Source organism: Promicromonospora vindobonensis, assembly GCF_042685865.1.
GTDB classification, from domain to species: domain Bacteria; phylum Actinomycetota; class Actinomycetes; order Actinomycetales; family Cellulomonadaceae; genus Promicromonospora; species Promicromonospora vindobonensis.
On record NZ_JBHUOG010000001.1, the window covers coordinates 1,079,598 to 1,092,882 of the forward strand.

Annotated in this window: 8 protein-coding genes; 2 read left to right on the forward strand and 6 right to left on the reverse strand. The window is 66.3% G+C overall.

The genetic code is table 11. The annotated features are described in order from the left end of the window. The 4 genes from ACFS27_RS05080 to ACFS27_RS05095 are packed head-to-tail and all read right to left on the reverse strand — an operon-like array spanning position 1 to position 8,225. Positions 1-1,509: an ATP-binding protein gene (locus ACFS27_RS05080; RefSeq protein ID WP_377180758.1), complete on the reverse strand. Its 1,509-nt coding sequence runs from the start codon at positions 1,507-1,509 to the stop codon at positions 1-3. Then, on the reverse strand, positions 1,509-4,931 hold the full coding sequence (locus ACFS27_RS05085; protein WP_377180759.1) for a DUF499 domain-containing protein: 3,423 nt from the start codon (positions 4,929-4,931) through the stop codon (positions 1,509-1,511). The genes ACFS27_RS05080 and ACFS27_RS05085 overlap by 1 nt, the downstream gene beginning before the upstream one ends. Then, positions 4,931-7,774 carry a DUF1156 domain-containing protein gene (locus ACFS27_RS05090; protein WP_377180760.1) on the reverse strand — a complete coding sequence of 948 codons (2,844 nt, stop codon included), beginning with the start codon at positions 7,772-7,774 and terminating at the stop codon, positions 4,931-4,933. Before ACFS27_RS05090 ends, ACFS27_RS05085 begins: the two co-directional genes overlap by 1 nt. Before the next feature lie 58 nt (positions 7,775-7,832). After that, the gene (locus ACFS27_RS05095) at positions 7,833-8,225 is read right to left on the reverse strand and encodes a very short patch repair endonuclease (protein ID WP_377180761.1); all 393 of its coding nucleotides are present in this window, start codon (positions 8,223-8,225) and stop codon (positions 7,833-7,835) included. 129 nt (positions 8,226-8,354) lie between these two features. Between ACFS27_RS05095 and ACFS27_RS05100 the strand changes: the two genes are divergently transcribed. Both ACFS27_RS05100 and ACFS27_RS05105 read left to right on the forward strand, forming a co-directional pair. Continuing rightward, a complete protein-coding gene (locus tag ACFS27_RS05100; RefSeq protein ID WP_377180762.1) occupies positions 8,355-9,506 on the forward strand; it encodes a DNA cytosine methyltransferase in 1,152 nt (383 codons plus the stop codon). Between the two features lie 45 nt (positions 9,507-9,551). Next, positions 9,552-10,547 (forward strand): HNH endonuclease, encoded by a 996-nt coding sequence (locus ACFS27_RS05105; RefSeq protein ID WP_377180763.1) that lies wholly within the window; start codon positions 9,552-9,554, stop codon positions 10,545-10,547. Between the two features lie 74 nt (positions 10,548-10,621). Here ACFS27_RS05105 and ACFS27_RS05110 read toward each other — a convergent pair whose 3' ends face one another. Beyond that, the gene (locus tag ACFS27_RS05110; RefSeq protein WP_377180764.1) at positions 10,622-10,882 is read right to left on the reverse strand and encodes a hypothetical protein; all 261 of its coding nucleotides are present in this window, start codon (positions 10,880-10,882) and stop codon (positions 10,622-10,624) included. A 241-nt stretch (positions 10,883-11,123) separates the two neighbouring features. After that, positions 11,124-13,277 (reverse strand): toprim domain-containing protein, encoded by a 2,154-nt coding sequence (locus ACFS27_RS05115; protein WP_377180765.1) that lies wholly within the window; start codon positions 13,275-13,277, stop codon positions 11,124-11,126. Between the last annotated feature and the right edge of the window lie 8 nt (positions 13,278-13,285).

The following is a 13,285-nucleotide window of genomic DNA, read 5'->3' on the forward strand; positions in this document are numbered from 1 at the left end:
TCACTCTCCATCCGCGGATTGTGCCTGGATGGCCGCGAGCATGACACCCTGCCACGCCGCGCCCTCCCGCCTCTTGCGGGCACCGCTGCCGGTGCCGACGAAGTGGTCTTCGAGGAGGAGCAGGAGCAGGCTCTTGACGAGCGGGGCGTCGTTGCGATCCAGGCTCTTGCGGCCAACGATCGCGGTGCGGTAGCGGGCGTTGAGTACGAGTTCGTGGCGGTCGACGTCGATGTCGTAGACCTGGCTCTCGGGCAGCACCCTCCACCTGATGTCGATCGGGAAAGCGTCGTTGGGCTCGGTATGGGTCGCGAACGCCTCCGCCACCGGGGCAGTAAGCCCGTCACCGGGTTTCGGCGCTTCGATGGGTGAGGCGACCCGCTGCCGGGCGACCTTCGCGGCCCGCTTCGCATCCTCACGGAACGAGGCGAGCGTCGTGCCGTCCGCGGTCCGTGCCCGTACGAAGGCGCCGCGCAACTCGTCATCGAAGGTCGTGCCGACCTTCTCGGGGTTGATGGTGACGTGACGCTCCATTTCGACGGTCAGGTCGAAGGATATGCGTGCGAAGACGAGATCGACGTGGGGCGTCGCCAGCCCGTTCCAGCCTCCGGCCTGCAGGAGCCGATCGTTGCGGTAAATGTAGAGCCCCTGGGTCTCAGTCCCGGAGCGTCCACCAAGCACGAAGCCCGGGCCCTTGTCGTGCTGCGGCCAAACGTGCAACCTCGCGGTGCCTGACGTGCCGCCGACCGCGACCGGAAGCTCCTTCGGATAGCCATGCTGTCCCATGCCGCGATACGCGAACGGGTCGATCGCCCGCACCGGCCGCGGCGGACCGGGGAAGTCCAGCCACACGTCATAGATGTCGATGTTGAGCGTCAATTCGCCACGTTCCAAGATCCTGTGCAGCACCAGTCCCAGGTGATTGATCAGGTCCTGGATGGTCTTGGTCGTCCAGGACGCCTGGTCCTCGTCGCTGGACGATGTGAGGAAGGTCTGGACGTCCTGCCACTCGACGATAGTGCCGGTGTCCATAGCGAAGTCGACCCCGGCCCCCGCCATACTCTCGGCAGCGTCGGAGCTGGAAAACTCCTCGACCAGGGGGCCGGTGTCGAGGGTGTCCCGACGCAGACGCCGACCGACGGCGGGTGATCCGTACTTCCTCGACCAGAGGATCAGCGTGTTGGCCTGGCTGAGCGACGCGGCCTTGAGGCCAATTCCGAAATGCCCGAGATCCTTGCCGTCGTAGGCACGTTTCCTGGCGTACGTCATCGCGTGGTCGATGTCGGACGAGTCCATACCGGAGGCATCGTCGACCACCCGGAGGCCGACCGGTCGGGCGCCGTGGACCAGGAACCTGACGAGCACGTTGGTGGCCCCGGCGTCGATGCTGTTGTCGACGAGGTCCGCGACGGCCGTCACCAGCGTGTGGTGACGACCGATCGCTGATGTGATCGACGGGTCGGGCGCGACGACCCGTGATCCCACTGGTTGCGGTGCCGAGACCAGGCCCACTACAGGTCCTTGAAGCCGCTGTCGGTCACACCCAGATCCCCGGCATTCTGTTTCACCGCGCGCACGGTGTTCTCGTTGAACCCGTCGGCCTTCTGCGCCTCCACGGTGAGCGTGATGTCGAGAACGTCGGGGCCAGCGTTGCGCAGCACCTCCAGGATCTCCGCCGCGATCGTCTGTAGATCACCCGGCATGTCACCGGTTGGGTCGACCACATGCCGCAGGGAGAACGACGCGTTGGACACCACCTTCCGCGGCAACGCCGGGACGGGCCCCGGCCCGCGTGCCAGGGTAGGTGTGACACTCGGTCCCGGCATCGGACCAGACGAAGGATCCGGAGTCGGCTCACTCACCGTCTGCTGCTCACGCTCACGCTGCTTGACCGCGAGATCGGGACGTACGATCAGCGTCTTGTCGTCGAACGGCCCGAACTCGGTGTCGTCCAAAGGCACTGCCAGCCCGAGGAAATCGCCGCTGGCCGAGTCGAACCCCGTGGCGAGGGCGAACCCGGTGTCCATGAAACCGGTGTCGAGCAGCGCCTCGTCCAGCGCCCGCACCAACACCGACTTGTCCCGCAGCCTGTGCAGGTAGGGATAGCGGCAGAAATACGTCCACAGCTCGGTGAAACCGATGAACCCACGCGTCCACCGGGCCCGCAGGAACTCCTCGATGTCGAGGCGCACCACGCGGTTGGCGAGGTAGGAGTGGGCGTAGTCGGCGTTCGCGAGCCTGGCGCCGATGCGCTTGGTGAGGTTCTTCTCCTGCCCGTCGGCCCTGACCTGCCCGACGACGAACGGCGCCTGCGGATCGTCCTGCACCGCGTGTAGTCCCCAGATCCAGGTGTGCGCTAGCCGGTCGTCCACCGTACGGTTCTGGGTCTCCAGCATCGACTGCGCCTGCGCCGCCGCGGACTGGGTGAGGTCGAGGCGCGCGGTCTCCCGGAAGATCGAGCTCCACGCCAGGTACGAGCGCACCGCTGACTCCAGCGAACCCCACTGCTTCTCGTCGGCCGCGACCGCGACGACCGTGTTGACGTTCGACCGCGGCGCCTTACCGCGCTGCCGCAGCACCTCACCGACCCACCTCGACGCGGCGGACTCCTTGTCCTTGCCGTTGTGCACGTACCCCGGCGGCACCACGAGCAACCGCAGGTGCTCGGCCTCGTCCACGTCCGCGGACGACTCCGGGTGCAGCACCTCCGCGATCACGTCGGTCGATCCCTTGAACGCCTGCCGCAGTCGGGTCGCCACCTCGCCGTGCACGGCCTCGGTCGACAGCTGCGCAGCCCTCTCAGCAGCAAGCCGGTTGAGCGAGGGCTGGGTGTCGTACCAGTACCGTCCATCCTCTGCGTAGTAGTGCGACGACTTCTCCTGCAACCCGTCCAGCGCCGACCCGATGTTGCCCAGTACGTCACCCGGCATGGCCACGCCGAGAGTGATCCGCTTGCGGTCCTTGCCCTTGAGCGCGGCGTCGAGCGTCGGTGCGGCCTCGACGAAGATTGTCCGGGCTGTACGCAGCGCGAGCGAGCGGTCACCTAGCGCCGGCCGCTCGTCGTCGACGAGCTTGGCGACCGCGTTGTCGCCGTCGATCTCCGACTGCAGGATCGCGTCCCACGCGTTGCCGACGTACTGGACGATCTCCGAGCGCACTGGCTGCGCATCGAGCGGGATCGACCCGGGCATGATCAGCGGCGAGGGATCCTGTCGCTCGTAGAGCTGGTGGATGACGTGGCTCATCAGCCGCAACACACCGCGGGTGCGCTGGAACTTCTCCAGCGTCGACCAGTCCGAATACAGTCTGTCCAGTAACTCGGGGTGGATGGGATAGGCCGCACGGATCCGCGACTCGTACTCGCTATCCCCGACGGCGGCCGGAAATTCCTTGGGATGATGCCGGTAGTAGTCGGTGAATCGTCGGGCTGCGGTCGCGATCGTCGCGTTCGCCTTCGCGTCCGGCTCGGTGAAGAGTCGGCGCCGCACGATCTCGTAGGACTCGTCCCGGGTCGCCGGACTCCACTGATAGGCAACCCGACGGATCACGTTGTCCAGGCGGTTCAGGGCATCACGACCGCGCTGGCCGCCGACCTCGAGGTCGCTCGCCGCCGTGGCCTCTCCGCCCTCAGAGCTGGCCTCGCCGTCCTGCTTGCGCTCGCTGGCCGGCACCGAGACCAGCAGCAGCGTGCCCGGCACTGCCTCGGCCGCCAGGGTCAGCGACTGGGCGAAGGTGAACTGAGTCTCGAACAGCCCGCCCCCGACCTCGCGAGCCCGGGGGTCGTCCTTGTCGTAGCCGTCGGGGAGCTGGCGGGCATACGAGACCCATTCGTCGATCATCACCACGGCCGGGCCGAACTTCTCGAACAGGTCGCGCAGCTTGTTGCCGGGACTGGTCCCCTGCTTGTCCGATTCGGCGACCATCGCGTAGCCCTGGGCGCCGCCGAGCTGCCAGGCGAGCTCGCCCCACAGAGTGCGCACCACGGTGCCGTCGGGCTTGGTCTCCGGTTCCGCCGGCGCGATCTCGTTGCCGACCAACGCAGCCTTGCGCACCTGCGCACCTACCACAGAGCCTTGCGCACCATCGAACGCGTCCTGGACGTTCTGCGGTAGCTCGTGCAGTGGGCGACCGGAGAAGAGGTGCCAGACGGCAAGCATCGAGTGGGTCTTTCCGCCGCCGAACGTGGTCTGCAGGTTGATCACTGGGTTGGCGGAGCCCTCACCGGAGATCCGGGCGGCCGAGCGACGCAGCAGCTCCTTGAGACCGTCGGTCATGTAGGTCCGTCGGAAGAACTCGACCGGGTCCTGATACTCCTTGGCCGCGTTCTTCCGCACCGCCACCGAGTAGAGATCGGCCGCGAACTCCGCGTTGTTGTACTGGCCCTTGGCCACGTCCGGATGAGGCTTCAGTACGTCCCGCCACGACGGCAGCTCCGCATCCGGCGTGCCTGGCAACGCCGCAGCAGTGCGCACCGCCTTGCGGGTCTGCTGCTCGAAGCTGCCACGCAAGATGTCCAGCCGAGCAGTGCGTACCGTGTCGCCCTCGCGCGCTGCACCGATCGCCCGCATCACTCGCTCGATGGTGTCGAGTGCACGTACGGCGTCGTCGGGCGAGAACGGCTTGAAGTGCGCCACCGCGTCACGGACCGTTCGCAGCTCGCTGACGAAGTTCTGCTCACCACGAGAAAGGTGTTCGTTGAAGACGTACCCGAGCGAGCCGATCGGCTCGGTGATGATCCGGAACTGATCCTGAGGATCGGTACGTGAGTACGGCTTCCCGGTGATCCCCTTCTGAGCGTCCTTTGCGGCCAGGAGCGCGGTCCAGTTCTCACCGTCGGGCACGTGTTTGGCGGTGATCTGATCGATGTACGGGTCGAGCACGCCGGTCAGCGCCTCCAGTGCCGTACGCACAGCCTCGATGTTGCTCTTCGCCATCAGCCCTCGTCCTCAAAGTCGAGCGTGCCCTGTATCTCGGTCCTGGCCTGCACCTTGCCAGCTGCCACGGTCAGATCCGCCCACGATCCACCGACCAGGTTGAACAGTCGTGCATCATCGGTGCGCGAGGTCTTCGTCATCTCGTACAGCCGGTACGCCAGCCGCTGGACGGCCTCGACTTCGACATCGGAGCGCGCGGCCGCCGCAGCCATGAGCTTCGCCGCCGGTGCCAACCCGCCGTCCTCGGCGGAGAGCACCCGAGCGAGATGACACATCACCTCCCAGACCGAGATCCGGTCGTCCTTGACTGGGTTCCAGTTCGACGGCAGATCCGCTGGAGCGACGAGCTGCACGATACCCTCGCCCTGCGTGGCGACCCTGGAGTCTGCAACGCCGCGCACCGAAGTGTCGTACGAGCGGGCCAGCAGGTCCGCGTCGCCAAACGGGCCTCTCCCCCAGCCGTACTGCTCGTACCACTTGAGGCAGAACCGAGTGTCCGCATCCAGGTCGCCTTCGCCCTCAGTGAGCACCTCATCAAGCGCCTGGTTGATCAACCTCAGCGCCGACTTCACGCTCATGTCCTTGCCGTCGTTCTCCACGACGCGGGTGAAACTCGAGAACACTGCCATGCCGGGACCGATGGTTGCCTGAGTAAGGTCGACCGGCGCGATCGCGCCCTGCCGCAGCTTCTCCAGCGCGTCGGGAAGCTCGCGGCGCAGGGCCGCGAGAAAGCCGCGGCGTGTGGTCTGCCCCGCGGTCTCGTGACGCGGTCGGAGCACCAGCACGATCGACGATGCAAGCGCGTTCGTACCGATCGCGATCATCCGGCCACTGCGCTCCGAGCGCACCGGCCAGGTTGCCGTGATCGCCCAGCCCTCCCGGATCATGCCCTCCAAGATTGTTGCCCAGCCGGTGCTGGTGATCCCCTCCTCCTTGAGTTCGGACTGCTTGAACGCGTAGTACACCGTGATCGGATAGTGCTCGGACGCATCCTTCCGCGCGAGAGCAAAGACGTTCTCGAAGCCAGCCTCGAAGAACTTCTCGGCGCCAGCCTTGCCGCTGTGGCGGTACGGGTTGGCGACGAGCTCTTCGGCCTTGGGCACGAGCATCGAAGCGAAGAGGGTCGGATGGACGTCGCGGAGCGAACGACGTAGCCAAACGTAGAAGTAGTCCGAAAGATCGGAGTAGCCGATGTTGTCGTAATAGGGAGGGTCGGTCGATACGAGCAGGTTTGTGTACTCCCGAGTTGCAGCATCAGCCTGAATGGCTTCGGAGACCACCTTTGCTGGCACCTCATCCAGGACACGGGCAACTCCGCGCAGCATGAATCGCATATTTCCCGACGACTCACTGAACGGATTGGCTTCAGCAAAGTCCCAGGTCATCGGGATGGCCTGCCGGGCGAACGTGTTGCGGAGACCTTCGTTCTTCGGGTCCGGCATCCAGGTCGCAATCGTGCCGCCGTAGTCGGCGAGCCGGCTGACAGCCATGCCGAGGTAAGTGGCGACGGCGTCGGCGTACGCCTCGACGCCGGTGCCGCCGTCGGCGAGACGGGCACCGGACGGAAACCCGGCGGCGAGGGCGTCCTTCAGGACCTGCTCCCGCGCCTCGCTCACGAGGTCGCTGAAGGTCGTCAGCGCCACCAACTGCCGGCTGGTGAACAGGTCCGAGAACTTCGTCAGGCCGTACGCAGGGGTCCATAGGTTACGCGGGTCGTAGCCCAGCTCCTGGTTCGGAATCCCTGAGGGTCGATCCACGACCGACGCTTCACGCTGCTGGTCCGTCGGCGCCATGTAGATGCGCCGCCGGTTTCCCTCAGCTACGACTGCCATCAGCATTGCGCCGAGCCGACCGGCTACGCCCTCCGCCTTGATGTGGCCGGGCGGTGCTGGCGAGCCACACGCGACGCAGATGCCGCCAGAGCGGCCCGTCACAGTGCCATCGGTTTCCTTGGTCGGGCCTTTCACCTTGTCGTGTCCGATCGTGAACTCGACCCGGCGTCCGCTGGGGGCGTCAGCGTCGTAAACGACGGTCGGCACGACGTACGCCTCCTTCCCCTTCTTCTTTCCGAGCCACCAGGAACGGACGAGGGGCGTCTCAATGCCGCAGGCGGGATTGGGGCAGGTGACGGTGCGGGCCCAGATCCAGGCGATCGTGGTGGCCTTGGTCGTCTTCTTGGTCTTCTCGTCGACAACGGTCGCGTCGGGGTAGATGTGGCCAATGCGCTCCTTGGCCTGCTCGCGCATCCAGGCACCGTAGCGCCGTACGTCCTCGGCGAGTCCGGTAGCGCGGGGCCAGTCGCCGAGCCTGGTGTCAGCGGCGTCGGGGAAGACCGGCGGTCGACCTGCGAACTTTGGCGGGATCTCGATGAGCGCCTTGTTGATGAGTACGGCGACGGGGTTGAGGTCGGAGGCGTGCGCCTCCAGGCCGAGGCGCTGGGCCTCAAGCGGGATGGTGCCGCCGCCGGCGAACGGGTCGAGGATCGCGGGCGGGTTGCCGCCGGTGGACTTGAGGATCTCCTCGTGCGCGGTACGGAGCAGCTCTTCGTTGTTGACGTTCTCCCACTTGACCAGACGACGAATGATCCCGTGCAGTCGCTCACGCTCGACCTGCTGCTCTTCCGGGCTGAGGTCGGGGTCCGATGACGGGTCGTCGACGAGTTGCGCGAACAACACCGCCCGGGCAGCGGCCAGTGGCCGGCGCGCCCACCACAGGTGCAACGTCGAGGGGTGGCCGTGGCGGATGGACTTCTCCCGTGCGGACTCGGCGTTGATGTCCTCCAGCGGGATCGACACCTCGATCAACTTCTTCTTGTGGACCGGTGTGCCAGCAGGCATCGCCATGGGTGAAACTCCAGGTGGATCGGGATGTCACGATGCTAGACGTCCTGGTGGCTCGTCTCTACCGTGGCTTGGGTGATTCCGTGAGCACCTGGATGAGCTCCTCGATGCGATCAGCTGCCGCGCTCATGTCCTCGTGCTCCCACACACGGATCACCGCCCATCCCAGTGCACGAAGGTGCGCATCCGTCTGGCGATCCCGTTCCACGTTCCGACGCAGCTTCTCCGACCACCACGCGCCGTTGTTCGCCGGTGAGGTCCCGTGCTCGGGACACGAGTGCCAGAAGCAGCCATCGACGAAGATCGCAAGGTGTCGGCGTGTGAAGAGGATGTCGGCACGCCGCCGGGTCATGCCCGGCAGGGGCGCATCGACGCGATAGCGAAGCCCTCGACTGTGCAGTTCACGCCGCAGGAGCAGCTCCGGCTTCGTGTCGCGCCTCGCTTGACGGGACATGCGTCTGGCCGTGGCAGGCTCGACGTCGGTGAGTTGAGGCCGAGTCGTTACTGCAGCGCTCGGCGTGGGGGTGGCATAGTGCCGGCTCCGCCGGCTATTGTCACGTCTTGTGTCGAGCACCCTGTCATCATGCGCCACCTCCCGACCCTACCGAAGGGCCCATCGGTGATCAGGACTCTCGACCTGTTCGCTGGCGCCGGTGGCTTGACTTCAGGTCTTGCTGCCGGTAGCACGCGGTTTTCGCCTGTCGCCGCCGTCGAGATGGACGTCGCGGCCGCTGCCACGTATGCCCTCAACCATGGTGGAAGACTCCGCGACGGAAAGATCGTCGGCGGCGATCATGTCCATGCGGTCGGCATCGAGGAGTGGTTGGACGCTGGCGTCGTGCCTGAAGTGGATGTCGTTGTGGGCGGTCCGCCGTGCCAAGGCTTCTCAACGCTGAACCGGGACGGCGTCGGGGCAGAACGCAATCTGTTGTGGCAGCGCTATGCGGAGACCGTGTCACGAGCCACGCCGAAGTACTTCGTACTTGAGAATGTGCCTGCGTTCACAAAATCCGAGCAGTTCACCGTCTTCGCGGAGTCGTTCGGTCGGGGTGGCCTGCTCGAGGACTACACCTTTGAGTCGCGTGTCCTCAACGCTGCCGATTACGGCGCATTCCAGGCTCGTCGCCGCGTAGTCGTACTCGGGTGGCGCAAGGACACTGCGCCGCTGACGTTTCCGAAGACCACATCGGCCGACGTCCACCCCACCGTTGCGGAAGCTTTCGCGGGCCTGAACCCTGTTGTCGAACAGATCGACCTTCCGACCCGGGAGGTGACATTCAGGGGGAAGACCCTCCCGGGCGCCTTTCGGACACACGAGCTCCACGTGACGCGCCGCTATGAGCAGTTGTCCCTTGATCGCTTCTCCCACATCCCGGAGGACGGGAACAGGTTCAACATCCCCGAGCATCTGCTGTCAGCCTGTTGGAAGAACCATCGGTCGGGAACAGGCGACGTGATGGGAAGGCTGCACTGGAACAAGCCGTCAGTCACGATCAGGACCGAGTTCTTCAAGCCGGAGAAGGGCCGATACCTCCACCCCGTCGAAGATCGGGCCATCACACACCTCGAGGCCGCGATTCTCCAGGGGTATCCGCTCAACTACCGCTGGGTCGGGTCGAAGGTCGCGATCGCAAGGCAGATCGGCAATGCCGTCCCGATCCCCCTGGGCAAGGCGATCGGAACGGCGATAGCCGAGGCTGTGAACAGCGAGGCAACCGAGAAGCACGCCGCGTAAGGTGGCATAGCACATCCTGCGTTCCTGCCGTGCGAAGCTGTGGGTATGAATGGCAACGCTAACGGCCGGACAGCCTGGTTGCTGATGACGGACGAGGGCGACAACGAGAACCCATGGTACGGAGACCAGCTCGGGGTCGAATACCTGTACGACAGCAAGGTCCAGAACCACCAGCGCCTGAGTCGTGGCGACCCGATCGCGTTGTGGGACCGAACGGGTCTCCTGCTCGGTATCTCAGTCGTCGAGGACATCGACTCCTGGCCGGGCACCAAGACGCTACGACGCTGCCGTGAATGCGGAGCGACCCGCCCTTCGGAGCGGTCGACGATGCACCCGCGATTCCGCTGCTCCAGGTGCAGGGCTGAGTTCGACACCCCCCGACTCGAAAAGACTGATGTCACGATGTTCACGGCCCGCTACGACGCGGCCTGGACCTCGCTGGACGGCGTTCTCAGCAAGGCGGAGATCCGGCCGTTCATCAAGGCGCAGGGCAGCTTCAACTCCATCCGGGAACTCGACTGGCATGCGTTCCAGCAAGCGCTGGCTGACAAGGGCGCAGGTCGCGCGATCCAGCGTGTCATCGCACGTGTACCAGATTTGTCCTGGCCGACAGCGAACGGCCCCCGCATCGAGCTCGCCCACGGGTTCAACCAGTCGGTCGTCCGCGTCCGCAGGGGACAGCGACAGTTCCGCGAGCAGATCCTGGCCGCCCAGGGAAGCAACTGCGCGTTCACCGGCGCCGCTCCCGCGCGGGTCCTGGAGGCGGGCCATCTCTACCGCTATGCACAGCTCGGAAAGCACTACGAGCACGGTGGCCTCATGCTGCGCCGCGACGTCCATCGCCTCTTCGACGACGAGCTGCTCGCCGTTACCCCGACCTTGCCATACCGGATCGATGTCGCTCCCGATCTGGCCGATTATCCGCAGTACGACCGACTCCACGGCGAACCGTTAATGACACAGCTACGTGCCGAACAGGTCGAGTGGCTAGACAAGCACTGGTACGAACACCGCGACAATGCTCAGGAAGCTCACCGCTGAAATCCCTGCAGTGGGCATCTCAGCTCACGCACCAGAGTCCAGGCTGGCGCAATCCGGGTACGTCAGCACCCCGCTTACGGGCGCGCACCTACTCCGGCGATCCACGGGCCGAACCTTGCCTGCATGGCGTCCATCTGGCCGAACGGAGGCTGATGCGCCTTCTGCACCATCGAGTGCCGCCCTTCGGCGGTGCCACAGATCGCATCAGCCATCTTGACGTTCACCTCAGCCCGCAACGGGAGAGCCAGGCCCTTACGGTTGGCGTGCTGGCGGCAGTGCGGGCATGCGCACTCGACGACGGTGGTGGTTATCTCGGCGCGGACGGTCTTCGTCATGCGTTCCACCAATCTCCAGACGCGTTGGTAGCCACACGATCTTAGCCGACGGTCGTTTTGTAGGGCGTACGCACGCGAGTCGGCTGAGTGCTATCGCCGAAGCGCGACTCATCGCTGCAGTCCAGGGGCATCGGAAGGGGTCAGCGCCCCTTCTGCGAATGGCCCGGTCATAGCGCCAATCGGGAACCCATACGGTAGCCCGTTGCAGAGCAGCGAAGTGGCCGCTCCTGGCCCGAAGTGATTACCAGGCCGGGCTGGTCACGCACTCGTGCTCCCGGTCAGCGTGGTCGCGCCTGGCACGTTCGTCGGCCCCGCGGCGCATCCGTTCGGCGTCGGCCCGTGCATCGGCCAGGAGCACCGGTACGCGTTCCAGCGGTTGCGGCACGGACCGGGCTTCTGGTCGGAGCTCGGTGTGGCCGGTTGCGGTGATGGCTTTCAGGGCTCGGGCGGCGAGGGCGTAGGCGTTGCCGCGCTCTCCCTCCTGCGCATCGGGGCCTAGAGGGTTGCCGGCGTCGGTGATCTGGTACCGGTCGCGGTAGGCCAGCACCTGCCGCATCGCCGCCTTCCGCGCATCGTGGGCAGCGCCCGGCAGGGGTGGAGCGGTGAGGTTTTCCATCCACAGCTCCGGCTCTGTCAGAGCGTGCTGGACGAGAGTGTCCAGGCGAGAGGCGATCAGGTTGGCGTGCCGTACCAACCAAGCGCGCACGTACTGGTTAGTCACCACCTGCGGCCGTTCAGTCCCGGTCGTGTCGGTCGCCTGGGCAGTCAGGTCGATGTCAGATCCAGTGTCTGCGTGCGCTCCGGCCAGGAAGCGCTCGGCGAGGTGGTCGGTCATGACCCTGCGCACTGCGGCAGCGCCGAGCGGGACGTGCGTGGACACAACCGAGGAGTTGCCAACATTCCGTGCGACATGTTCTACCAGGGCCTGCCACTGGGCCAGCTCGACGCGGTCATAGAGATGATCGACCAGAGCACGCAGCAGCATGGTCTGCCGTTCGGAGTGGTCGATGGACCGAATGGAGGCAAGGTTGGGTTCCATCGCGAACCACGCCAACGGCACCGGCTCGCGAAGAGCTGAGGCCAGGGCGTCGGGTGCCTCGAGCGTGATCTGAGCAGGGTCTGCCGGCAGGTCCAGGGCCTGGGCGTGGGCGGCTTCGTGCGGGGTGAGGGCCTGCCAGACGCGGGCGGCGGCGGTGCGTCCGGCGGTGTCGGGGTCCAGGGCCACGATCAGGTCGGTCAGGTCCCGCCCGGTCGCCTTCCGCAAAGCTTGCAGGTGCTGCTGGGTGATGCCGGTGCCGCAAGCCGCGACAGGCACGATCTCGATCCCGGTCTGCTGGGCGAGGCGAGTGGCGGCGAGGTGGAACGCGGCGTGGTCGGTGGGTCCTTCGACCAAGACCAGGCGTGCCCCGGCCGTCAACCGTGCGACCGCGTCGGGGGCAAGGCCGTACAGGAGCTCGCCCTTGCGGTAGGCAGCGGTCTCAGGTGTATTCAGGTACTTCGGTGCCCGCCCGTCACCCTCGGTGGCCTGGGCGGGGTTGATGCGTCCGGTGACGCCAACGACGGCCCCGGCCTGGTCACGGTAGGGGAAGACGATCCGGTTGCGGAACTTGTCGATCACCTTGCCGTTCCGGGTCCGGGTCGCGACGCCGGCGGTGACGAGCTGGTCGGGCGTGTATCCGAGGGACTGGAGGTGGTCGGTCAGGCCGGTCCAGGACGCTGGCGCGGTGCCCCATTCGGCGTCGGCGAGGCCACGCCCGGTCATGTACCGAGTGGCCCACGACTGGCTGGCGTTCTGCTTGGTCCACCAGGTCCAGGCGTGCCTGGTGATCTCCACGACTAGCGCCCGCTCCCCCTCGTCGACCGGCGTCGACGATCCCGCACCGGCTTCTGCACCGGCGTCACTTGTCGCCGTCGGGCGTTCCTTGCTCGTGTCCTGCTGCGAGGTCATGGCGGGCTGGGTCGCGTCGGTGTTCCAGAGGAAGTTTTGGGTGGTGTCGGGGGCGGTCGTGATCCAGGCAGGCAGCCCGCGCCCGTCCCTGTTGTGGGGTAGGGGGTGGCCGATGCGGTGGTGCAGGACCTTCGCGATCGACCGCGCGTCCTGGAGCCCCTGCCCCGCCGCGCGCCGGACCACGGTCTCGGGGTCGGCGCCAGCGGCTTCGTGCTGGGATAGGCGCTTGGCCAGTGCGGACCATGCCTCGTCCGCTAGCACCAGGTCGGCCATCCGCTCAGGCAGGACCGACCGGACGGCTTCGGCCAGGCGTCCGGTGCGGTCGGGTTCGAGGAAGGCCAGGTAGGCGTCCTCGTACTCCGGCACCAACCGGGCCAGGGAGTGCGCGTGATCCCATTCCTCCTCGATGGCTCGGGAGGCGGACTTCTCCTCGCCGTCACGGTCCAAGACGCCCT

Bases quoted from the DNA above. Each gene is read 5' to 3' on its own strand.
- ACFS27_RS05105 (WP_377180763.1), top strand. From the start codon at position 9,552: ATGAATGGCAACGCTAACGGCCGGACAGCCTGGTTGCTGATGACGGAC.
- ACFS27_RS05095 (WP_377180761.1), bottom strand. From the start codon at position 8,225: ATGTCCCGTCAAGCGAGGCGCGACACGAAGCCGGAGCTGCTCCTGCGG.
- ACFS27_RS05085 (WP_377180759.1), bottom strand. From the start codon at position 4,931: ATGGCGAAGAGCAACATCGAGGCTGTGCGTACGGCACTGGAGGCGCTG.
- ACFS27_RS05110 (WP_377180764.1), bottom strand. From the start codon at position 10,882: ATGACGAAGACCGTCCGCGCCGAGATAACCACCACCGTCGTCGAGTGC.
- ACFS27_RS05090 (WP_377180760.1), bottom strand. From the start codon at position 7,774: ATGGCGATGCCTGCTGGCACACCGGTCCACAAGAAGAAGTTGATCGAG.
- ACFS27_RS05100 (WP_377180762.1), top strand. From the start codon at position 8,355: ATGCGCCACCTCCCGACCCTACCGAAGGGCCCATCGGTGATCAGGACT.